19 protein-coding genes are annotated in these 22446 nt (G+C 42.5%); all 19 read right to left on the bottom strand.

Annotated elements, in window-relative coordinates; genetic code table 11:
- Positions 1–119 precede the first annotated feature (119 nt).
- The 19 genes from BMW59_RS03085 to BMW59_RS03175 all read right to left on the bottom strand — a co-directional run bounded on the left by BMW59_RS03085 (position 120) and on the right by BMW59_RS03175 (position 22444).
- Positions 120–4421 carry a PolC-type DNA polymerase III gene (locus BMW59_RS03085; RefSeq protein WP_093047559.1) on the bottom strand — a complete coding sequence of 1434 codons (4302 nt, stop codon included), beginning with the start codon at positions 4419–4421 and terminating at the stop codon, positions 120–122.
- Between the two features lie 88 nt (positions 4422–4509).
- Entirely contained in the window at positions 4510–6210 is a 1701-nt protein-coding gene (locus tag BMW59_RS03090) for a proline--tRNA ligase (protein WP_093047560.1), read from the bottom strand.
- 57 nt (positions 6211–6267) lie between these two features.
- The gene (gene rseP, locus BMW59_RS03095) at positions 6268–7527 is read right to left on the bottom strand and encodes an RIP metalloprotease RseP (protein ID WP_093047561.1); all 1260 of its coding nucleotides are present in this window, start codon (positions 7525–7527) and stop codon (positions 6268–6270) included.
- 16 nt (positions 7528–7543) lie between these two features.
- On the bottom strand, positions 7544–8692 hold the full coding sequence (locus BMW59_RS03100) for a 1-deoxy-D-xylulose-5-phosphate reductoisomerase (protein ID WP_093047562.1): 1149 nt from the start codon (positions 8690–8692) through the stop codon (positions 7544–7546).
- 33 nt (positions 8693–8725) lie between these two features.
- Positions 8726–9547 (bottom strand): phosphatidate cytidylyltransferase, encoded by an 822-nt coding sequence (locus BMW59_RS03105; protein ID WP_342739533.1) that lies wholly within the window; start codon positions 9545–9547, stop codon positions 8726–8728.
- A complete protein-coding gene (locus BMW59_RS03110) occupies positions 9534–10304 on the bottom strand; it encodes an undecaprenyl pyrophosphate synthase (protein WP_093047713.1) in 771 nt (256 codons plus the stop codon). Before BMW59_RS03110 ends, BMW59_RS03105 begins: the two co-directional genes overlap by 14 nt.
- 286 nt (positions 10305–10590) lie before the next feature.
- Complete coding sequence (gene frr, locus BMW59_RS03115; RefSeq protein ID WP_093047564.1) at positions 10591–11148, bottom strand: ribosome recycling factor; 558 nt, start codon at positions 11146–11148, stop codon at positions 10591–10593.
- A complete protein-coding gene (gene pyrH / locus BMW59_RS03120) occupies positions 11148–11873 on the bottom strand; it encodes a UMP kinase (RefSeq protein WP_093047565.1) in 726 nt (241 codons plus the stop codon). The genes frr and pyrH overlap by 1 nt, the downstream gene beginning before the upstream one ends.
- An 83-nt stretch (positions 11874–11956) precedes the next feature.
- Entirely contained in the window at positions 11957–12847 is an 891-nt protein-coding gene (gene tsf, locus BMW59_RS03125; RefSeq protein WP_093047566.1) for a translation elongation factor Ts, read from the bottom strand.
- 104 nt (positions 12848–12951) lie between these two features.
- Positions 12952–13650: a 30S ribosomal protein S2 gene (gene rpsB, locus BMW59_RS03130; protein WP_093047567.1), complete on the bottom strand. Its 699-nt coding sequence runs from the start codon at positions 13648–13650 to the stop codon at positions 12952–12954.
- Between the two features lie 156 nt (positions 13651–13806).
- Positions 13807–14331, bottom strand: coding sequence for a DUF6115 domain-containing protein (locus BMW59_RS03135; protein ID WP_093047568.1), 525 nt, complete (start codon positions 14329–14331; stop codon positions 13807–13809).
- 107 nt (positions 14332–14438) lie between these two features.
- Complete coding sequence (locus tag BMW59_RS03140) at positions 14439–15815, bottom strand: flagellar assembly protein A (protein ID WP_093047569.1); 1377 nt, start codon at positions 15813–15815, stop codon at positions 14439–14441.
- A 98-nt stretch (positions 15816–15913) separates the two neighbouring features.
- A complete protein-coding gene (locus BMW59_RS03145) occupies positions 15914–16672 on the bottom strand; it encodes a FliA/WhiG family RNA polymerase sigma factor (protein ID WP_093047570.1) in 759 nt (252 codons plus the stop codon).
- A 50-nt stretch (positions 16673–16722) separates the two neighbouring features.
- The gene (locus BMW59_RS03150; RefSeq protein ID WP_093047571.1) at positions 16723–17211 is read right to left on the bottom strand and encodes a chemotaxis protein CheD; all 489 of its coding nucleotides are present in this window, start codon (positions 17209–17211) and stop codon (positions 16723–16725) included.
- Positions 17204–17845, bottom strand: a complete 642-nt coding sequence (locus tag BMW59_RS03155) for a chemotaxis protein CheC (protein WP_093047572.1) — start codon at positions 17843–17845, stop codon at positions 17204–17206. Before BMW59_RS03155 ends, BMW59_RS03150 begins: the two co-directional genes overlap by 8 nt.
- Complete coding sequence (locus BMW59_RS03160; RefSeq protein ID WP_093047573.1) at positions 17845–18321, bottom strand: chemotaxis protein CheW; 477 nt, start codon at positions 18319–18321, stop codon at positions 17845–17847. The genes BMW59_RS03155 and BMW59_RS03160 overlap by 1 nt, the downstream gene beginning before the upstream one ends.
- 123 nt (positions 18322–18444) lie before the next feature.
- Positions 18445–20472, bottom strand: coding sequence for a chemotaxis protein CheA (locus BMW59_RS03165; RefSeq protein WP_093047574.1), 2028 nt, complete (start codon positions 20470–20472; stop codon positions 18445–18447).
- Between the two features lie 15 nt (positions 20473–20487).
- Positions 20488–21546 carry a protein-glutamate methylesterase/protein-glutamine glutaminase gene (locus BMW59_RS03170; RefSeq protein ID WP_093047575.1) on the bottom strand — a complete coding sequence of 353 codons (1059 nt, stop codon included), beginning with the start codon at positions 21544–21546 and terminating at the stop codon, positions 20488–20490.
- A gap of 4 nt (positions 21547–21550) precedes the next feature.
- Positions 21551–22444, bottom strand: a complete 894-nt coding sequence (locus BMW59_RS03175) for a MinD/ParA family protein (RefSeq protein ID WP_245732930.1) — start codon at positions 22442–22444, stop codon at positions 21551–21553.
- Positions 22445–22446: the final 2 nt, after the last annotated feature.

Below are 22446 nucleotides of genomic sequence, written 5' to 3' on the forward strand. Positions count from 1 at the left end.
AGTGGGTTTCCCCACTCTTTCTGCCGCTGCTATACCTGTGTCCTTCATTAATATAACACAATCAAATAGGGGTTGCAAACCGCCCCCTGTAAAGGGCATCTCCATTTTCATACAGATATTTAGAATAACGAAAGCTGATTGGAATCAGGCATGCCTTCGAGACACCCATGGTCGTCCAGGTTTTCCAGGACAGTTTTTGAGATTTTACTTCTCTCTCTCAAGTCTTCTTTAGACAGGAATTCGCCTGCTTCCTTTGCTTTCTCAATATTTATAGCTGCGTTCGTTCCCACTCCTGACAGAGCATTAAAAGGAGGAATCAGTGAGTCCCCGTCTACCAGAAATTCAGAAGCTTTTGAACGGTACAGGTCTACTTTCTTAAATGAAAATCCTCTTTCGCACATTTCAAGGGCGAGCTCCAGAACGGTAACAAGACTTTTTTCTTTTGGAGTCGCATCAAGCCCTTTACTGTATATTTCTTCAATTCTTTTTCGGATTGTGGCTGAGCCCCTGCACATCGTTTCAAGTTCAAAATCATCTGCCCTTACAGTGAAGTAAGCCGCATAAAACAAGATCGGATGATGAACTTTAAAATATGCAATACGGATGGCCATCAGCACATAGGCCGCAGCGTGGGCTTTAGGGAACATGTATTTGATTTTGAGGCAGGAGCCGATATACCAGTCGGGAACACCGTGCTTTTTCATTTCCTCAATCCATTCTTCCTGCAGTCCCCTCCCTTTACGTACAAACTCCATAATTTTAAACGCCAGAGAATGCTCGACACCTTTATATATCAGATAAACCATTATATCGTCACGGCAGCCAATCACGTCTTTCAGCACACATGTGCCGTCAGCTATAAGATCAGCTGCGTTATTAAGCCAAACATCAGACCCGTGGGACAAACCGGAAATCTGCACCAGTTCACTGAAAGTCGTTGGTTTTGTTTCCTCAAGCATCTGCCGGACAAAGCGGGTACCAAATTCTGGAATCCCGTATGTGCCTGTCTTACACATAATCTGATCTTCTGATACCCCTAATGCTTCAGTCCCTCCAAAAAGCTTAAACACTTCAGGATCATCGACTGGAATATCTTTCGGGTCCATGCCGCTTAAATCCTGCAGCATACGTATCACTGTCGGGTCATCATGCCCCAGAATATCCAGTTTCAATAAATTATCGTGGATGGAATGGAAATCAAAGTGCGTCGTTTTCCACTCTGATTCTCTGTCATCGGCGGGAAATTGAATCGGCGAGAAATCATATATATCCAAATGGTCAGGTACGACAATAATCCCTCCAGGGTGCTGCCCGGTCGTTCGTTTAACCCCGGTGCATCCTGAAACGAGCCGGTCAATTTCTGCGCCTCTCAACTGCACCTGCTCATCGCTTTCATACCCTTTGACAAACCCATATGCTGTTTTCTCGGCCACCGTTCCAATCGTTCCGGCCCGGTACACGTACTCTTCCCCGAATAATTCTTTTGTATAATTGTGGGCGACAGGCTGATAATCACCTGAGAAGTTTAAGTCAATATCCGGCACCTTGTCTCCCTTAAAGCCAAGAAACGTTTCGAAAGGAATGTCGTGGCCGTCTTTACTGTATTCTTCTCCGCATTTTTCGCATGCTTTGTCAGGCAAGTCAAACCCTGAACCGACGCTTCCATCATCAAAGAAATAGGAATGATTACAAGCTGGGCAAACATAATGGGGCGGGAGCGGGTTAACCTCCGTAATTTCCATCATGGTGGCTACAAAACTTGAACCTACCGACCCACGGGACCCTACTAAATATCCGTCTTCGAGAGATTTTTTTACAAGTTTCTGCGAGATTAAGTAAATAACAGAGAAGCCATTGCTGATAATACTTGTCAGCTCTTTTTCAAGCCTGTCGATAACATTCTGCGGCAAATCGTCCCCGTAGATACTTTTTGCTCTTGTATAGCATATGTCTCTGATTTCCTGGTCTGCCCCTTCGATGTGAGGGGTATATAAGTCATCTGGTACAGGTTTTATTTCCTCAATTTCATCTGCGATAGCGCGGGTATTAGATACCACGATTTCTTTCGCCTTATCTTCAGGTAAAAAACTGAAACATTCGAGCATTTCGTCTGTCGTTCGGAAATGAACCTGAGGAAGCGTCTGTTTATTTAAAGGGTTCGCCCCTCCCTGGGAAGCGATCAGGATTTTTCTGTAAATATGGTCTTCAGGATGAAGGTAATGAACATTTCCTGCAGCCACGACCTTTTTACCTAACTTTTCGCCAATTTGAATGACGTTTTTAATCATATCTTTTAAAGCTAATTCGTCTCTTACAATCTCTTTCTCTATTAAATGATAATAGTTGGAAGGCGGCTGTACTTCTAAATAATCATAAAACGCTGCCGTTTCTTCTACTTCTTCCGGCGATTTCTGCATAATCGCCTCAAACACTTCCCCTTTATCACATCCGGATCCTATAATAAGACCTTCCCGGTGCCTGATTAATTCAGAGCGCGGGATCCGCGGTACACGGTAAAAGTAATTGATATGTGATAAAGATATAAGTTTATAAAGGTTTTTCAATCCTTCTTTAGTTTTAGCAAAAATAGTGCAGTGTGTTGGGCGCTGTTTTTTATAATCATCGGAAGTCGCCTGTTCATTGAGCTGTTTGTGGGAAACTATGTCTTTTTCAATCGCGTCTTTTACCATTTTCCAAAGTAAATGACCGGTTGCTTCAGCATCATATATAGCTCTGTGGTGAGAGACTAATTCTATATTAAACTTTTTACAGAGTGTATTTAGACGATGGTTTTTAAAAGATGGATAAAGCAGCCTGCCAAGCTCCAGGGTGTCAATGACAGGATTAGGCACTTTTTCGTATCCCATTTTCTGATAACCTGCATTTAAAAATGCCATATCGAAGCTGGCGTTATGGGCAACGAGTATATCGTCTCCCATCCATTTATGGAACTTTTCGAGCACGTCTTCAACTTCCGGCGCTGTCTCTACCATATCGTCTGTGATTCCTGTTAATTCAATTATAGTAGGGCTCAGTTTCTCGTGCGGGTTGGCAAAGGACTCAAATTTATCAATAACCTCCCCATCTTTCACTTTTACAGCTGCTAATTCTATAATCGTGTTATAAACAGCAGACAGACCGGTCGTTTCAACATCAAACACCACATAGGTTTCGTCTGCCAGCACACGTTCTGCCGGATTATAAGCAATAGGAACTCCGTCATTCACCAGGTTGGCTTCTACACCGTATAAAATTTTCACTCCGTGTTTGCTTCCTGCTCCGTAGGCTTCCGGAAATGACTGTAAAACAGAATGATCTGTAAGTGCAATCGCGTGATGGCCCCATTTTTTAGCCTGTTCGACATACGCGCCCATGGAAGTTACCGCGTCCATCTGACTCATCGGAGAATGTAAATGCAGTTCCACCCGTTTTTCATCTTCGGAGGCTGTATCCCGTTTTTCTTCAGGCGTTATTTGCTGGAAATCTTTAGCCATCATGACAAGGTCCCGTATGAACGTATCCATTTGAACGCTTCCGCGTACTTTCAGCCACATGCCTTTACCGACCGATTCAAAAACGGGGACATCTTCCTTATCATTGGAAAACATTTTGACGGTTATTGAATCCGTATAGTCAGTGATCTTAAATGTAAGGAGGGTCCGGCCGCTCTTAAGCTCTTTTGTCTCTGCATGAAAGACGTATCCTTGTACAGTTATACGCCGTTCTTCTTCAACAATATTTTTGATCGGCTGGCTGTCATCCTTGATTGCTACTCCCATGGAGACTTTTACATTGTGCTGCATATCTTTTGCATTTTCTTCTTGTTTTTGTTTCTCTAACATCGCTTCTACCACTTTATTGTGGTCTTCTTCTTTTTTCTGCTCGGCAAACTTTTCCATTGCTTCCTTTGATTCTTTTATTTCTGTCTGCAAATGTAAGGTGCCGAATCCTGTCTCATTACAGACTTCTTTTAAAGGTTCAGCGACTCTTCTCTGTACCATTTCGGCTTCTGTCTCATTAAGAACCGCAAGAATCAGTTTCTGTCCATCAATGACAGGTGTCTGTTCCTGAAGGCGGTGAATCAGTCCGTTAGTTGAAGCTCTTAATTTCTCAACAAAATAAGGCCAGTAAGCAGGCAAATGCTTATTTAAATTAACTTCACTTTCATAAGTAAATAAAATGTCCACTTCAGCTATATGCTCAAGCCCCTGGATTATTCTGGAGCGGAATAACTCGAATACCTGGAAAGGAAGCATCTCCGGTAATACAAACTGGAACCGCCACTTTTTAGCTTTTGTATAGACTTCAAGTTTTTTTATGTAGGCACCTTGCAGATAACCGGAAATTAAATCATCAGGCATAACTACCTGTTCCATTAACAGCTGGAATCTTTCCTGCCTGATTTTTATTTCTTCACTCATGTCTTACCTCCTAACGCAATCACGGAACTTAACAAACAGCAGAGGCTGCCTCTTCAGAAGGGTGATTCTGAGCAGGCAACCTCTCTTATTAACCTAAATATTTCTCTATTGTTTCCAACAGCTCATCTGTATGGACTTCCAATACGTCTCCTGTTTTTCTGATTTTCACTTCAACGATCCCCTCATCTGCCTTTTTCCCGACAGTGATCCGGAGAGGAAGGCCAAATAAATCAGCGTCTTTGAATTTCACACCCGGGCGCTCAGGTCTGTCATCATACAGAACGTCATATCGTTTACTTTGTAATTTGTCATAGAGTAAGTCTGCCAGCTCACGCTGAGCGTCCTGCTTAATATTCACAGGAACGAGGTGAACATGGAAGGGAGCAACACTTAAAGGCCACACAATGCCGTCCTCATCATGATGTTCCTCTATAATGGCAGCTACTGTCCTTGAAACTCCTATTCCGTAGGAGCCCATGACCATAGGTTTAGATTTTCCCTGAGCATCCAGAAAAGTCGCTCCCAGCGCTTCACTGTACCTGGTGCCTAATTTAAATACATGCCCGACTTCGATACCCTCTTTAAATTTAATGGTCCCTTTCCCATCCGGTGATGGGTCGCCTTCTTGAATATTCCTTAAATCCGTGTAAGCTTCTGCTTTAAAATCCCGGCCGGGGTTCACGTTTTTCAAATGCTTGTCCTTTTCGTTTGCTCCGCAGACAGCATTTACCATTGCCTCGACAGCTGTATCTGCAATAATTTTAACCTGTTTATCAGCCTCAACAGGACCAAGATAGCCTGATTCTGCCTTTAACCACTGCTTTGTTTCTTCTTCAGTCGCAAGCTCTGCCTGAACTGCATCAAAATAATGTTTAATTTTCACATCGTTCACTTCATGGTCCCCCCGCACTAACACAAGGACCGGCTCTTCATCGACTATAAAAAGCATGGATTTAATACATCGGGTATGATCTGTATCAAGGTAGGCTGCCACGTCTTCAATCGTCTTTTGGCCTGGCGTTGAAACAGTTTCCAATTCTGCAGGTGCTTCGTCCGGTTTTTCGTACTGGACCTTTACAGGTGCTATTTCGATGTTTGCTGCAAAATCAGATTCATCCGAGTAAGCGATCGTATCTTCTCCAATATTAGAAAGCACCATAAACTCATGAGTGTCTTTCCCGCCCATCGCGCCGGAGTCAGCTACCACTGCCCTGAAATTTAAGGCGCAGCGGGAGAACACTTTCGTGTAAGCATCGTACATTTTTTGATAACTTTCGTCCAGTCCCTCAAAATCTGTATCAAAAGAATAAGCGTCTTTCATCAGGAATTCTCTGCCTCTGAGCACTCCAAAACGCGGTCTGCGTTCATCCCGGAATTTGGTCTGTATCTGGTAAAGCGTCATTGGCAGTTTTTTATATGATCTGATGTCATCCCGCACAATCGAGGTAATGACTTCTTCGTGTGTAGGACCGAGCGCAAACTCTCGTTCATGGCGATCTTTCAGTCTCATCAGTTCAGGTCCGTAAGCCTCCCATCGGCCGGACTCCTGCCATAATTCAGCAGGCTGGATCGATGGCATGAACATTTCCTGTGCACCGGCAGCGTTCATTTCTTCCCGTATGAGAGCTTCGACTTTTTGCAGCACTTTAAAACCGAGCGGCAAAAAAGAGTAAACTCCCGATGTGCTCTGCCGGATTAACCCTGCTCTAAGCATTAATTGATGACTTTTAACTTCTGCGTCACTTGGAATATCCCGTAATGTTGGTGCTAAATACGTACTTTGTCTCAATGTAAAGCCACCTCAACCTTCAGTAAAATAAAGTGATAACTAACTGTTTTCAACAGTCTACATAAAGAATTTATTTATATCGTTCCACGTTACAACAAGCATCAGAAGCATAAGCAAGGCAAATCCGACAAAATGGACTAACCCTTCTTTCTGCGGGTCAATCGGTTTGCCTCTTACAGCTTCCAAACCAATAAAGATTAACCGTCCTCCATCAAGTGCAGGCAACGGAAGCAAATTGATGATCCCAAGATTAACACTTAAAATGGCAGCCCACTGGAATAAAACAAGAATTCCCATTGCCGCAACTTCTCCTGTGTAATTATAAATCCCTACCGGACCTGCTAAATGATCCAGGCTGAATTGGCCGGTGATCAGCATTCCAAGCGCCTCGAAAATCAGCACTGTATATTCGTAAGTTTGAGTAAAACCGAATAGAATGGCTCCTCCGAAGTTTCTTTCCATTGGAGCCGTAACGCCTATCACTCCCAGTTCTTCCTCTTCAGGGCCTTCTCTTTCCTGGGTAGTCATACTCACATCAAAAAGTTCCCCTTCACGCTCCACTTCAAATTGAAGGGTTTCATTCGGGTTTGCCTGAATAATAGACGTCATTTCTTCCCATGTATCAACAGACTGTCCGTCAATCGAGACAATTCTGTCCCCGCTTTCAAGGCCAGCTTCGATAGCTGCACCATCATCAGTCACATCGCCAACTACCGGTTCATCAACCGGCATTCCGGCAATCATCGCATAAGCCATCAGCACAACAACAGCAAGAACAAAATTCATTAATGGGCCTGCAAAAATAGCTGCTGCTCTTTGCCCGACTGTTTTAGAGCCAAACTGTCTATCGTAAGGAGCAATCTGAGTTGCCTGCTCATCATACACATATTCCGCTTTTTCATCTATGTGATATGTCGTTAAACCTTCATTATCATCCACATAGCCCTGCACGATAAGATCGTGCTCTAAATCGATTTTTTCAACCTGAATAATTTTACAATCAGGATGTTTCGATTTGTTATTTATAATCATCCGGTTTACTTTTCCTGAATCATTGAATAACAATCCGATTTCATAACCCGGTTTAATGTGAACCATTTCCGGATCTTCTCCAGCCATCCTTACAAATCCGCCAAGCGGCAGGAGACGAATCGTATATACGGTTTCATTCTTTTTAAACGAAAATATTTTAGGGCCAAAGCCAATAGCAAATTCCCGGCAGAGGATCCCTGCCCGTTTCGCAAAAATTAAATGGCCCCATTCGTGAATAAATACTAGTAAACCAAAAATAACAATGACTGCTATTAAGGTATTCATTTTTCTAACACACCCTTTAATTTAAATAGGTTAGTACACTGGACCGGGCAGCTTTATCGGCCGAAAGAACTTCTTCCAGAGACGGATTGCTTATTGGGGTGTGGCTGTCCAATGCTTTTTCAACGAAAGTTTCAATCTCAAGGAATGAAATTTTCCCTTCAAGAAAAAGTGAGACAGCTACCTCGTTTGCAGCATTTAATACTGCAGGCGCAGTACCGCCGGCTCTGCCTGCTTCGAATGCCATCTTCAGACATCTGAAACGGTCGTAGTCCATTTTTTCAAAATGGAGTGCTCCAACTTCCCATAATTTTAACCTGTCTCCACCCTTCAAATCAAGCCTGTCAGGTTCTGACAGTGCATACTGAATAGGAACCCTCATATCTGGCGTTCCGAGGTGGGCTAGTATACTACCGTCAATATATTCAACCATCGAATGAATAATACTTTCTTTATGAAGCAGAACGTCAATTTTTTCATAAGGCATGTTAAACAGCCATTTTGCTTCAATGACTTCGAGGCCTTTATTCATCATTGTTGCCGAATCAATGGTGATTTTAGCCCCCATATTCCAGTTTGGGTGCTTAAGGGCGTCTTTAACGGTCACATTTTCTAATTCTTTTCTGGAAAGGTCGCGGAAACTTCCGCCAGAAGCAGTCAATATTAATTTTGAGACTTCTTTTTCAGAATCACCGTGGAGGCACTGGTCAATTGCCGAATGCTCACTGTCGACCGGGATAAGCTTCACACCGTGTTTTCTGCTCATTTCTGTTACAATGTGTCCTGCTGTAACTAATGTTTCTTTATTAGCGATAGCAATGTTCTTGCCTGCTTCTATCGCTTTTAAGGTCGGCTCAAGGCCGATCCTGCCCATAACTGCGTTCACCAGTAAATCAGCGTCTCCATAAACAGCTGCTTCAACCAGCCCTTCCTGTCCATACAGGACCGGGGCAGTATAAGTCATTTCCTTTTTAACTTTCCCGGCAATATCATCGGAAGACACACTTATTAAAGCAGGTTTAAATTCTTCAATCTGCTGGATCCCTTCCTCGAAGTTTCTGCCAAAACTGAGAGCTTCCAATTTAAACTTTTCAGGATGTGAACGGATCACATCAAGCGTTTGAATGCCTATTGATCCTGTCGATCCAATAAGGTTAATTTTCTTCATGTCAATCTCCTTACAATAACTTTAAAGTCTTATTTATAAAAATCCTAACAAGTAGATAACAGGCATGACAAAAATCAGACTGTCAAACCTGTCGAGAATACCGCCGTGCCCCGGCAATACCTGTCCTGAATCTTTGACAGCGTAATGGCGTTTAAACGCTGATTCTACTAAATCTCCCAGTTGCCCTGTTAGAGAGACAACGAGCATAAACAGAAATGTGACGCTCCATGAGGCAAATACCGGGATAAACAGTGTGTACACCCCTCCGATTATCAGGGCTAACAACGTCCCGCCGAGAGAACCTTCGATTGTTTTTTTAGGGCTGATTTCCGGCCAGAGTTTATGTTTCCCGAAACTGCGGCCTGCGAAATACGCACCTGAGTCCGTCGCCCATACTAATATCAGAATAAAGAAAATCATCGCAAGGCCGTTTTCTAAAAAGCGTGCATACATAAAATAATGGAACCCTAATCCCACGTAGGCTGACGCAAGAATAACAAAGCCCGCCTCGTCAAAGGTGAATTTATTTTTAGTAATTACAGTTAAAGCCAGTAAAACGATAATCAAAAGCAAAAACAGTTCCAGTCTCTCCAAGTGAATCCAGTGGAAAGAAACCATATTTTCAGGAAGGAGCAAAAGCCACATAAACACCATTCCTGAGAGTCCTTTAACAGATAAAGGTGTGATTCTTTTCATTTTAAGTAATTCATGCATTGCTATTGTCGCCAGGGCAATCATAAGGAGGGCAAATGGAAGATTTCCAATGACAATTAATGTAATAAAAGCTGCTCCTGCTATGACTCCTGTTATAATCCGCTGTTTCAAACTTGCCTCATCCTCTCTATACGCCGCCATACCTTCTTTGCCGCTTTTGGTAAACCCGGATGGCTTCTTCGAAATGCTCCTCTGTAAAGTCCGGCCATAACACTTCTGTAAACCAGAATTCAGAGTAGGCAAGCTGCCAGAGCATAAAATTACTCAGCCTGAGTTCCCCGCTTGTTCTAATAAGCAGGTCGGGATCATCTAAATCAGCTGTCATTAAGTAGCTTGAAAAAGTTGAGTCGTTTAAGTCTTCTACGGCCATCTTGCCACCCTCGACATCTTTAATGACAGACTTAATTCCATCTATAATCTCAGAGCGGCTTCCATAATTTAAAGCAAAATTTAAAACGAGCCCGTCGTTATGTTTCGTTTCTTCAATCGCCTTCTCCACTGCCCGTTTTGTATATTGAGGAAGATTTTCTTTCTCACCAGTAACCCTGACTACGACATTTTCTTCTATAAGGGTCGGCAGTTCGACATTTAAAAAACGTTCGGGCAAACGCATAAGAAAATCTACTTCTGTTTTAGGCCTTTTCCAGTTTTCAGTGGAAAAAGCATATAACGTTAATATATTTACCCCTAACCGATTAGAATATCTCACGATTTTACGGATGACATTCATGCCTTCCCGGTGTCCTGCCACCCTGGGCAATCCCCTTTTTTTAGCCCACCGGCCATTTCCATCCATAATAATAGCTATGTGCTTCGGGATATTCTCGGCAGAAAGGTCTTGATAAGAGTGTGTGTCACTCTGTGTGCTTTTTTTCTGCTTTTTCAACTTATTTAGCATTATTCTTCCCCCAGCATTGACCTTCTCCCGGACGCCGAAGCCCGGGTCTATGTAGATCATCTTTTAATTCTCTTATCCTTTTTATTCTATCACGAACAGTGTCTATGTATAAGAGATATTATAAATTGCTTCATCTCTAAAATTTAAGCTCTTTTAAAGCCGAGTGTTGAACTCTTAAAAAATAAAGACATTTGCATTCCAGCAGGCCACTGACTCGCAGTGTTTTCCAAAGTATAAAAGACCCCCTGTATAAAAGAGGGTCTTTTATATAATACATTTTTTAAGCTTATACTTCCCTGATATCTGCCTCTTTGTTTTTCGCGATTTCATCAATGGATTTAATAGTGGAATCTGTCAGTTTCTGAACATTATCCTGGGAGCGCCGAAGCTCGTCTTCTGTCATGTCTCCGTCTTTCTGCATTTTCTTTAATTCATCATTGGCTTCCCGGCGCACATTCCTTACCGCCACTTTTGCATCTTCTGAGTAACGGCCAACAAGCTTAACCAGCTCGTTTCTCCGCTCTTCAGTCAGTGCAGGAATAGTTATGCGGATAATATTTCCGTCATTGGAAGGTGTCAATCCAAGGTCTGCTTTTTGGATGGCTTTTTCAATGTCTGAAATGGATGACTTGTCAAAAGGCTGAATAAGCAGCATTCTTCCTTCAGGCACTGTGACAGACGCTAATTGGTTTAACGGAGTCATCATACCGTAGTATTCCACCTGGACCTTATCCAGAAGAGATGGGTTTGCCCGTCCGGCTCTTAATGTTGATAGTTCTCTCGTAAATGATTCCACCGACTTATTCATTTTCAGTTCAGCATTTTTGAGTACTTCTTGAGACATTATTCTTTCCCCCTTATTATTGTTCCAATGTCGTCGCCCGTTACTGCTCTCTTAATATTTCCATTTTCAGAGATGGAGAATACGATGAGCGGAATATTATTATCCATACAGAGTGATGAAGCTGTCGAATCCATTACGGCTAGTCCATCTTTCAGTAAATCCAAATACGTTAACTGCTGGTATTTTTGTGCATTTACATCAACAGAAGGGTCAGCGCTGTAAACGCCGTCCACTTTATTTTTAGCCATCAGAATGACATCTGCTTCAATTTCAGCAGCTCTGAGGGCAGCTGTCGTATCTGTAGAAAAATAAGGGTTTCCTGTACCCGCAGCAAAAATAACTACTCTCTTTTTTTCCAAATGGCGGATGGCTCGTCGTCGTATGTATGGCTCTGCCACTTGTCTCATTTCAATGGAGGTTTGTACTCGCGTCTGCACACCGATATTTTCCAAACTATCCTGAAGTGCCAGGGAGTTCATTACTGTAGCAAGCATGCCCATATAATCAGCTGTTGCTCTGTCCATCCCTTTAGCGCTGCCTGCCATACCGCGCCAAATATTGCCGCCGCCGACAATAATAGCCACTTCCACATCAAGGGCAATAATTTCTTTAATCTGCTCGGCGTATGATTGGATCATCGTCGGATCAATTCCGTAACCCTGCTCTCCGGCCAGAGCTTCTCCACTTAATTTTAACACAATGCGATTGTATTTTGGCTCCTCCATAGTACCCTCCATATCTATAAATTAATGTCTCTTTTCCCCTGATTTCCGGAAAAAGGGAGACAGAATGTCCCCCTCCGGAAATATTACTTTTTAACTTGAGACATTACTTCTTCAGCAAAGTTATCTTCGCGCTTCTCAATACCTTCTCCTACTTCAAAACGGTAGAAAGTTTTTACTTTTCCGCCTTTAGAAGCAACGTACTTGCCTACTTTCTGATCTCCGTCTTTAACAAAAGCCTGCTCATTTAAGCATACTTCTTCAAAGAACTTGCCAAGACGGCCTTCAACCATTTTTTCAACAATGTTCTCAGGCTTTCCTTCACTCATAGCCTGCTGTTTAAGTACTTCACGCTCACGGTTTACTTCTTCTTCAGCCACTTCGTCACGGCTTACGTATTTAGGGTTAAGGGCTGCAGCGTGCATAGCGACATCTTTAGCTGCCTGCTCGTCTGTTGTTCCTTCAAGAACTGAAAGAACACCAATACGTCCTCCCATATGGATGTATGAGCCGAATACTTCGTTCTCCCCGCCTTCAACAACAGCAAAACGACGAAGGGAAAGTTTTTCACCAATTTTAGCAATCTGGTTTGTAATGAAGTCCTGAAGTGTCTCACCTTCACCTTCACCTTCAAAAGACTGCTCAAGTGCTTCTTCTACTGTAGAAGGATTATTGTTCAGGATGTGGCGCGCTACTTCATCAACCATTTTAATAAAGTTTTCGTTTTTAGAAACGAAGTCAGTTTCTGAGTTAATTTCTACTAATACCGCACGGTTTTCTTCTGTCACAATATGGGCAAGACCTTCAGCTGCGACACGGTCAGCTTTTTTAGCTGCTTTTGCAATCCCTTTTTCACGAAGGAAATCAATTGCTTTTTCCATGTCACCGTCTGTTTCTGACAGTGCTTTTTTACAATCCATCATACCCGCACCAGTTTTTTCACGTAATTCTTTTACCTGTTTAGCTGAAATAGCCATGGGAATTCCTCCTTGAGTTAAGTCAGATTAAAATTTTAAGCGTTCTTTTCTAAAAAAAAGAGTGATAAAGGGTCCAGCCCTCTATCACCCTTTGGACAAACAATTTAAGCAGTTGTCTCTTCACCCTGGTTGGCTTCGATAATAGCATCTGCCATTTTTGCTGTTAATAAACGTACTGCACGGATTGCATCATCGTTACCCGGGATGACATAGTCAATCTCATCAGGATCACAGTTTGTGTCTACAATACCGACAATCGGGATGTTTAATTTATGTGCTTCCGCAACAGCGATGCGCTCTTTGCGAGGATCGATGATAAATAAAGCATCCGGAAGACGGTCCATCTCTTTAATTCCGCCAAGGAACTTTTCAAGACGGTCCATTTCTTTTTTAAGAAGTACAACTTCTTTTTTAGGAAGAACATCGAATGTTCCGTCCTCTTCCATAGTTTCCAGTTGGACAAGACGGGCAATACGCTTACGAATAGTATCAAAGTTCGTAAGAGTTCCACCTAACCAACGCTGGTTGATAAAGTACATGCCGCAACGCTCAGCTTCCTCTTTAACAGAGTCCTGCGCCTGCTTTTTTGTACCAACGAAAAGCATTGTACCGCCTTGCGCCGCTAAGTCACGGACAAAGTTAAATGCTTCTTCTACTTTCTTGACCGTTTTTTGCAGGTCAATAATATAAATACCGTTTCTTTCTGTGAAGATGTAGCGATCCATCTTAGGGTTCCAACGACGAGTCTGGTGTCCGAAATGTACCCCTGCTTCTAATAACTGTTTCATGGAAATCACTGCCACTTCACTCACCTCCTCTGGTTTTTTATCCTCCGCTTATATCATTTTTTAACAAGACTCCTGCTGGAGCACCTTTGCTAAAATCCATAAGCGTGTGTGTTTTAACACCGAAAGATAATATATCACATCCAGGCTTTAATGACAAGCGGTGCAGGGAAATTATTTGTAAAATTTGAGAAGAAGCTCCACTTCTCCCGCTCCCATCTCAAGCTGTTTTGCTATCTCATCTTTAGAATATCCTTGTTTACTTAATGAAAGAACTTTGGAAGTACTGGATGGTTTTAAGGACTCTTCCTCTTCTTCCATGCCGGGAACAGGCGGGGTGTACCTGCTGAATTTTTCAGGCATTTCACTCCCAGTTGCCTGCACACTGTCCGGAGTCCTCTTTCCCGCCGGCTCTTTATTTATTTGAAGCGGACGGGTCCCCTCCGGCCGGGCATCCTCCCCAGCCTCACTCTTAAACACCTGGTTCCTTTCACGAACAGGCAATTCAGATATCCTTTTTGCAAGTTTCTCATTATTTTCCTTCATTTCAGCAGTATAAGAAAGAAGTAAATCTTCAATTTCTTTCACTGTCTTCTCCTTATCAAACGGTTTTTGGTTTTCAATCCGCTGATAAAGGATCACAATGACTAAAAAACTGACCAAATGTAACAAAAGGCTTATAAATACTAAATATATCATATGTAACTCCCTTTACCTCAAGGCATTAATTTAATCGGCCGAAGGCATGACACTCATCCTGAATTAAGGCTAACAGCTGGAGACAAATAGCTGATCTTTGTACAGAGTTAAAGAGCCTCAAATTTTATTTCACTGCGTTCTTTTCTGAATTGCACATGCTGGTGGGCAGTTGTAATTTTCTTCACGTACTTTCCAAAGTGCAAGTCAGTGTTCGGATAAACAGACTGGTATATACGTATTTTTGTATCTGTCTCGCCATCAAAGATTTCCTGAAAGTCGAGCAGCTGGTCTTTCGCTTCATTTAATTTCTCATTCGCCTGTATAAGAGAATTTCTGACTCGCAGCAGCATCACTTTTTCTTTAGGTGAAAGCGGAGAACCTTTCCCTTTTTCAGTCAGTCTTTTAAGCAGCTTAGCAAGCTTTTGACACTCCTGTTGAGAATCATTTAATTGTATTCTATACTTTTTCTCAGCAGCTGTCGTCTTCGCACTAGAGCCGAGGTACAACGCAGTAGGCGTACTCATATGGTTGCCTGCTTCATTTACTTCAATGCCTTTACCGGAGGAAACAGACCCTCCTACTATATTTCCCCGGCCTTCTTTACAGAAAACGAATCCCCTGGCATCAACCTGGCTGTGGAGAATAGAAGTGGTTATATGGACGTCCCCACCCGCTTCGATGGTTGCCTGGTTTAAAAAGGAGGTCCTCACATCTCCTTTGACTTTAATAAGCCCGGCATTTTGGGCCACTACTCCCTGGTGAATGAATACAGAACCTTCAGACTGGATATCGGCCGCTTCAACCGTCCCGTAAATACGGATATCCCCTATAGCCTTAATGGAAAATCCTGAGGGCACATTCCCTCTGACCACCACGTTTCCGACAAAATCAATATTTCCGGTTTTCATATTAAGGTCTCCGTTTACTTCATAAACGGGATAGACATGAATCACTTTCGGGGCCACAGATAGTTGTCCATTAATAGAAGAAATAATTTCTGATCCTTCAATCCGGGTGTTTTTCCCTGGGCGCAGTGTAATGTCGCGGGGCTTTTTAGCTGTTATCGTTTCCCCATAGACTGTCAGGCCATTTGTTCCCGGCTCAGCTTCTATTTTTCGGCCTATCACCGCCCCTGCATTAACTTGGGGAATATCTATAACTTTTTTTAGATTCACTTCTCCCTCGCTTTTTTCATTCAGCTGAGCCGCCCTGTCAGCAGTCTCATCCAAAAGAGACCATATATAAGCATCCCTGCCATGAACCGGTTCTTTTCCTCTCGCTGCGACAACCGGCAAACTGATTTTCCCGGCTGCAAACTTATGTAACTCATCTTCTAAGATCCCGTAAGTTATTCCATGCTCTGATATAAAATCACATAATGAGTCAGCCTTTATCTCTCCCATCAGCGGCTGACGCTCTTTAAGCACAGCGAGGAGGTGATCCTTACTAACCTCCACTTCCAGTAAATCATGCAAATCCCCCATCTTGACCCCTCCTGATTGCTTATACTTTTTTTACGGTAATAAGTACGGAAAAATTGGTAAACACAACTCTCCGCCAGCCAGGAACACTTACCCTCTCTCTATTTTAATTTTTGCTGCAGTTTGAATATTGTTTTAGAATGGATTTGTGAAATTCTTGAGGTGGATAAACCAAGAGCTTCTCCAATCTCTGTTAATGAAAATTCTTCAAAATAAAATAATGTGATAACTAATTGCTCATTGCGGGTTAATGTTTTTAATACTTCAGCCAGCTCCTCAATATCTGCTTTTTTACCAAGCCTCTGATCAGGAGTGAGTGTGCGGTGATCCACTATGGTTGAAGAGTACGTCTCCTTATTTTCAGTCTCCTGTGCCGGCTCATCAATAGACAATACATTTGAAAAGAAAGTCTCGTTCATCGTGTGGATGATTTCCTCTTCCTTTAACCCTGTTTCATCCGCAACTTCCTTCGGCGAAACGAATCTGCCATACTTTTGCTCCAGAGATTCTGCTGCTTGTTCAATTTTTTTTGATTTATCCCGAAGAGACCGGGGAAGCCAGTCTTCCTGTCTCAATCCATCAATTATAGCTCCCCGGATACGGAAGGAAGCATATGTATCGAATTTAAGTTCCCGGGCAGGGTCAAATTTCTCCAATGCATCATACAGCCCTAACAAACCGTGGCTTCTCAGATCATCCGCCTGAACACTGCGCGGTAAATTCGCACTGATTCTTTGAACATGGTAATCTACCAAATATAAATAAGCTTCAACGAGATAGTCTCCGGCAGAAGGGGCCCTTTCAGTTACCCACCGTTCCCACTCTGTTTGGAGATATTTTTTTTCTTTTACTCGGGGCATAGGGATCCTCCTCCTGAACATTTGCTTTGTTAACGCTGTGCACTTTTTGCCTATACTTGAACAAGCCCTTTACTGACAGTACGTATTTCAAGTATGGATGTCGCCGGATTAAATTGTATTGTCCGTCCCATGTTTCCTCCTACATCCTCAAATAGTACTGGGATATTCAACCTGTAAAGGATTTCCTTTACCGCTTCCACGTTTCTTGGCCCAATTCTCATTGATTCATTTTTAGACGAGAATTTAAACATTTGTGCCCCGCCTGCAATTTTAGCTTTCAATAAGCAGCTGGGCACGCCCTCTATACCTAAAAGCTGTACAAGATCATTAATTGCGGTATCTGCATATTTTGCCCTGTTTAAAACGCCTGCCCTGGCGCAGGAAGAATCAGGAAGCATAATATGAGCCAAACCGGAGACCTTTGCTTTTTCGTTATAAAGGATAATTCCGACACAGGAGCCGAGGCCGGAAGTCCGTATAATCTGAGGTGACTTGGCAACTTTCAGCTCAGCCATCCCGACTTTAATTAAATTATTCATTTTGCCGGACTCCAAAAGCATTTAAAATTTTATCTAACGATGGAGGGTCCGGCAAAAGAAAGAAGTGACCTTTAAAAGAAACAGCATGACCAGAACCCTTCTCATTAATTTCGGTATTAATAACAATCGCATGGTCGCCTGCCTCGGACATTTCAATCAGGCCAAAGGATAAAATGGCCGTAATCATATCTACCGCAATAGCTGGAGGTGTCGGCTGCATATTCAGGTGGGTGAAATCAGCTAATGCAGAAAGGTAGGCACCGGCCAGAATGTTTCCGGCTTCGTTAAGAGCGGATATTCCCATCTCGTTTAATGAATCTCCCATAAAATCGATTGAAAGGTCCCCTGTCAGTCGTTGAGCCAGTCTGTTCGCTTCCTTGACAGGAAGTATAAAAAACATATTGCCGGGCGCTTCGCCTTCAATACGAAGGAAAACAGCTGCGACAATGGTTTCATCGCCGCCTGTATATTCCCCTATTTCATTGAAAGGAATGACTTTGACACCCGGCACTTTCATCTCAATCGTCTTATTAAGCATCTGGGATAACGCTGCTGCTGCATGCCCAGCTCCTATATTGCCGGCCTCTTTTAGAATATCTAAATGCTGGGATCTGACCTTGTTTAAATCTCTCATTATACCTGTCCTTCAATCTCTTTCATTTCATCCATTTCTTCAGAATTGAGCACTTTGTCCAGATTTAATAAAACCAGAAGCCTTTTTTCCAGTTTTGCAACTCCCCGTATATACTCTGCTTCAAGTCCGCCTACCACTTGAGGCGGCGGTTCAACTGCGCTTCTTGGAATATCTATGACATCGTTTGCTGCATCAACCACCAGCCCTACATCCATCTTTTCAACTGTAACAATAATGACACGGGTAGTGTCGGAATGATCAAGGCCTTCTATATTAAAACGTTTTCTTAAATCTATAATGGGAGTTACCACTCCTCTAAGATTAATGACACCTTCTACAAAATCAGGCGTGCTTGGCACTCTTGTAATATGCTGGACTCTTTCTATAGACTTTACCTGTTCTACTTCGACTCCATATTCCTCATCTTTCAGCTGGAATACTATTACTTTTATATCGTCCAAACTGCTTTCACTCATACGATTACCTCCCTGTTCCAGTCAATTTTTTTGATTTAGTTTAACGATGTGTTCAATATGCAGAACGAGTGTAAGAACTTGCTTCTGCTGAAAACTTCAGAGCATATTATTAAAATTAAAGGATTACTTAATTAACGCATTGCAATCTATAATTAATGCAACTTGCCCATTTCCCAGAATGGTCGCACCTGAGATAGCAAACGTGCCGGATAAATAATCTCCAAGAGACTTAAGAACAATTTCCTGCTGGCCTATAAAAGAATTAACTACCAAAGCAGCCATCTTTTCGCCTTTACGCACAATAATCACAGAACAATGGTCATCTTCTTCTCTGGATACTGGAACATCAAAAAAGTCAGTTAGATTGATAAGCGGGACCACGTTCCCCCGAAAGTCGATGACTTTCTGATTATGAGCTGACATAATCTCTTCTTTTTTTATAATCGCTGTCTCAATGATTGAAGATAAAGGCACGGCATAAACTTCGTCCTGTACTTCCACCAGCATGACCGAAATAATTGACAAAGTCAGAGGAAGCTGAATTGAAAACACGGTTCCTTCATTAAGCCTGGAGTTTATACTGACATTACCGCCCAAAGATTCGATTTTACTTTTTACTACATCAAGGCCCACTCCGCGCCCCGAAATGTCGGAGATCTTATCGGCTGTACTCAGTCCGCTGGAAAAAAGGAGCTCGTATACTTGGCGGTCAGTTAATCCGGCACCATTTTCTTCTGAGATGACTTCACGGGAAATCGCTTTTTCTAATACTTTGTCCCGGTCGATTCCCGCCCCGTTATCTGCCACTTCAATGAATACATGATTACCGCTGTGGTAGGCCTTTAAAGTAATCTGGCCTGTATCAGTTTTTCCTGATTTTCTGCGCTGTTCAGGTTCCTCGATACCATGATCAAGGGAATTCCTGAGTAAATGAACAAGCGGGTCACCTATCTCATCTATGACCGTTCTGTCCAGTTCAGTTTCTGCACCGATAATCTCCAAATTGACTTTTTTATTTAACTCTTTCGCCAGGGTGCGGACCATTCTGGGAAACCGGTTAAATACCTGCTCAACCGGAACCATTCTCATGTTTAAAATAATCGTTTGCAGGTCACCCGAAATCCGGGTCATATGTTCAACTGTTTCAGTTAATTCACTGCTTTTTAAATCCCGCGAAATCTGTTCAAGCCTGCCTCTGTCAATAACTAATTCTTCAAAAAGATTCATCAAGCTGTCGAGCCGGTCAATATTCACTCTGATTGTTTTGTTTGCCGCAGGCACTGTCTTATCTTCTTTAATCATAGGCTTATTAAGATCATCTGGATCGTGTGCTTGATCACTTTGTATGTCCGTTTGTTCCCGGCTTTCCGGGATCCCGCTTTCATCCTGGGACTGATGCTCTATTTCCTCCACAGGTGAGAGGACAACATTATCAATCTCTGATACTTTCATTATTCGTGCTTCTACTTCTTCTTCCGTTTCTTTAGTCACAAGTGTCACAGTAAAACTGAGATCAAAGTTTTCTGCCTCCAGCTGGTCGACTGGCGGGAGGCATTTAATCACTTCTCCAATTTGCTCTAATACTTCGAAAACCATAAAAACGCGGGCGGCTTTCAAAATAACATCTTCTCTTAATACTACTTTCAGCTGAAACGCATTAAACCCCTGCTCTTTCGATTGGGCAAGCACAGTAAGTTCAAAATCATCAAAAGCATACTTCTCTTTACTTACTTCAACGTTTTCCACTGTCGCTGCTGCTTCTTCGAATAACTCGCCTTTTTCAATTTGCGCAAGCTTATCCTGTACCCGGGTGACGTCCCTTTTTCCTTCTCCCCCATCTGAAATATCAGAGACCATGGCTTCAAGGTCATCGATGGCTTCAAAAATGACATCTATTAAACGGGTGTCAGCTTCAAACTTCCTGTTCCTTATTCCATCGAGGACATTTTCCATATGATGGGTAAGGTTAGCCAGATCTTCATACCCCATCGTAGCTGCCATACCTTTCAGTGTATGGGCAGACCGGAAAATTTCATTAACAAGTGATAACTCCTCAGGACTGTTTTCCAATTTTAAAATGTTGTCGTTTAGAGCTTGCAAATGTTCTGTGCTTTCATCAATAAACATGTCTAAATACTGATTTTTTTCCAAATAAAATCCCTCCTGTCAGCTGTGTTTTAGAAGTGAAGCGGCAATGGCATCTATATCTTTCACTTCATCAACCAGGTTCGTTTCTATTGCGGCCTTAGGCATTCCAAAGACCACTGCTGTAGACTCTGATTCAGCTATGGCTGCTGTTTTGACTGATTTTTTCAAATGAAGTAAACCGTTTTTGCCGTCTTGCCCCATCCCTGTCATTAGGACAGCAATTACTTTGTCTAACTTTACGGCAGATAGGGAAGTGAACATCACATCAACAGAAGGCCGGTGGCCATTTACTGACGTAGACTGATCTAAATGTATTGCGACTGAAGTCCCTATTCTTCTTACTTTTAAATGGTATCCTCCTGGAGCAATATAGGCAACACCTTTTTTTATAATCTCTCCGTTTTCCGCCTCTTTCACCTTTATTTTAGATAGAGCGTCCAGCCTTTCACTTAATGATTTAGTAAACCCCTCAGGCATGTGCTGAACGACTAAAACAGGATGGGGAAATGTTTCAGGCAGCTGGGGGAGAACTTTTTGAAGGGCTTTAGGCCCTCCTGTTGAAGTCCCTATAACCACCATGGCGGACACACCGGACTTTAGACCTTCTTTTGGTGTTTTAATAGAAGGGTCCAGGTGATCAGGGGCAGTTTTTCCTGCCGGACTATGTGTTAATTTAGTCACCTTTACTGAAGAGGCAAGGCGGACTTTGTCTATTAATTCTTTTTCCACTTTATGTATATCGAGCGAAATGGAGCCTGACGGTTTAGAAATAAAATCAAACGCCCCGTATTCCATAGCTTTTATAGTGGTATCGGCGCCTTCTTTAGTAACACTTGAAATCATAATTACCGGTTTAGGATTCTCAGCCATTATTTCTTTTAATGCTTCAATCCCTGACATCACCGGCATCTCTACATCCATGGTGATGACATCCGGGTTCAGCTGTTTAACTTTTTCGACAGCATCCTTTCCATTACGTGCTTTATCAATGACATAAATATCAGGCTGGTTATCCAGCATCTCTGAAATCATTTTTCTCATAAAGGCTGAATCGTCGACTACGAGAACGCTGGTCAACCCCTCACCCCCTCTGTTTTTTTATAAAAGTTTTTAATTTTGTCAAAAAGGAGCGGACTGATGTGCCATCATCCTCGCTGCTCACAGTCCCAGTCCCTTGAGCTAAGTAAGCCTGGGCTGACTGATTTACAGAATAAGACGTCCTTGAGGAGGGAGCAGACAAGACAAAAGGAAGCTGTTCTCTTACTGCTTTCCAGACAATTTTATCCTCTGGCACATAACCTAACATTTTAATTTCCTTTCCCAGAAACCGCTTAGTAACTTCTTCCAGATTCCTTGATGTCTTCTCTCCGTCTTCTTTAGACTGAACTCTGTTTACAACCATATAAACTGGAAGAGCGGGAGCGTTTAAATGGACATATTTAATCATTCCGTAGGCATCTGTTACAGAAGTAGGTTCAGGGGTGGTTATAAGAAACAATTCATGGGCAGACAGTAAAAAATAACGGCTGTTGCTGTTTATACCAGCTCCCATATCAAAGAAAATATAATCAAATTCTGATTCCAGAGACTCTATTTGCCTGCAGAAGAACTCTGTTTTATCAAAATCCATTTCAAATAGTTCTTCAAGGCCGCTGCCGCCTGCAATATAAGAAAGGCCCTCTGGTCCTTTTTCAATAACTGACCAGATGGATAGTTCATTATTAACCATATCCGCAATGGAATAGCGGGACGTGCGGCCGAGCAGGATATCTATATTGCCCATCCCCACATCCAGATCAATTATTAGTGATTTTTTACTTGCTTTTTGAAGACTTAAGGAAAAGTTAAGCGTAAACGTAGACTTGCCTACTCCGCCTTTTCCGCTGGCCACGGCAATTATTTTTGAAGGCGGCTTTTGGCTTTCGTATAAGGAGCGGCTCATTTTAGTTCGTAAAACGTCTGCTTGATCGCTCACCA

This window comes from Salipaludibacillus aurantiacus (assembly GCF_900111295.1).
Classification (GTDB): Bacteria; Bacillota; Bacilli; order Bacillales; family Salisediminibacteriaceae; genus Salipaludibacillus; species Salipaludibacillus aurantiacus.

What these genes read in the sequence shown, in the direction of transcription:
- BMW59_RS03140 (WP_093047569.1), bottom strand. Translation starts at nt 15,815, where the DNA reads ATGGGGGATTTGCATGATTTACTGGAAGTGGAGGTTAGTAAGGATCAC.
- BMW59_RS03100 (WP_093047562.1), bottom strand. Translation starts at nt 8,692, where the DNA reads ATGAAGAAAATTAACCTTATTGGATCGACAGGATCAATAGGCATTCAA.
- rseP (WP_093047561.1), bottom strand. Translation starts at nt 7,527, where the DNA reads ATGAATACCTTAATAGCAGTCATTGTTATTTTTGGTTTACTAGTATTT.
- frr (WP_093047564.1), bottom strand. Translation starts at nt 11,148, where the DNA reads ATGTCTCAAGAAGTACTCAAAAATGCTGAACTGAAAATGAATAAGTCG.
- BMW59_RS03160 (WP_093047573.1), bottom strand. Translation starts at nt 18,321, where the DNA reads ATGAGTGAAAGCAGTTTGGACGATATAAAAGTAATAGTATTCCAGCTG.
- BMW59_RS03155 (WP_093047572.1), bottom strand. Translation starts at nt 17,845, where the DNA reads ATGAGAGATTTAAACAAGGTCAGATCCCAGCATTTAGATATTCTAAAA.
- BMW59_RS03105 (WP_342739533.1), bottom strand. Translation starts at nt 9,547, where the DNA reads ATGGCGGCGTATAGAGAGGATGAGGCAAGTTTGAAACAGCGGATTATA.
- tsf (WP_093047566.1), bottom strand. Translation starts at nt 12,847, where the DNA reads ATGGCTATTTCAGCTAAACAGGTAAAAGAATTACGTGAAAAAACTGGT.
- BMW59_RS03085 (WP_093047559.1), bottom strand. Translation starts at nt 4,421, where the DNA reads ATGAGTGAAGAAATAAAAATCAGGCAGGAAAGATTCCAGCTGTTAATG.
- BMW59_RS03110 (WP_093047713.1), bottom strand. Translation starts at nt 10,304, where the DNA reads ATGCTAAATAAGTTGAAAAAGCAGAAAAAAAGCACACAGAGTGACACA.
- pyrH (WP_093047565.1), bottom strand. Translation starts at nt 11,873, where the DNA reads ATGGAGGAGCCAAAATACAATCGCATTGTGTTAAAATTAAGTGGAGAA.
- BMW59_RS03150 (WP_093047571.1), bottom strand. Translation starts at nt 17,211, where the DNA reads ATGAATAATTTAATTAAAGTCGGGATGGCTGAGCTGAAAGTTGCCAAG.
- BMW59_RS03145 (WP_093047570.1), bottom strand. Translation starts at nt 16,672, where the DNA reads ATGCCCCGAGTAAAAGAAAAAAAATATCTCCAAACAGAGTGGGAACGG.
- BMW59_RS03135 (WP_093047568.1), bottom strand. Translation starts at nt 14,331, where the DNA reads ATGATATATTTAGTATTTATAAGCCTTTTGTTACATTTGGTCAGTTTT.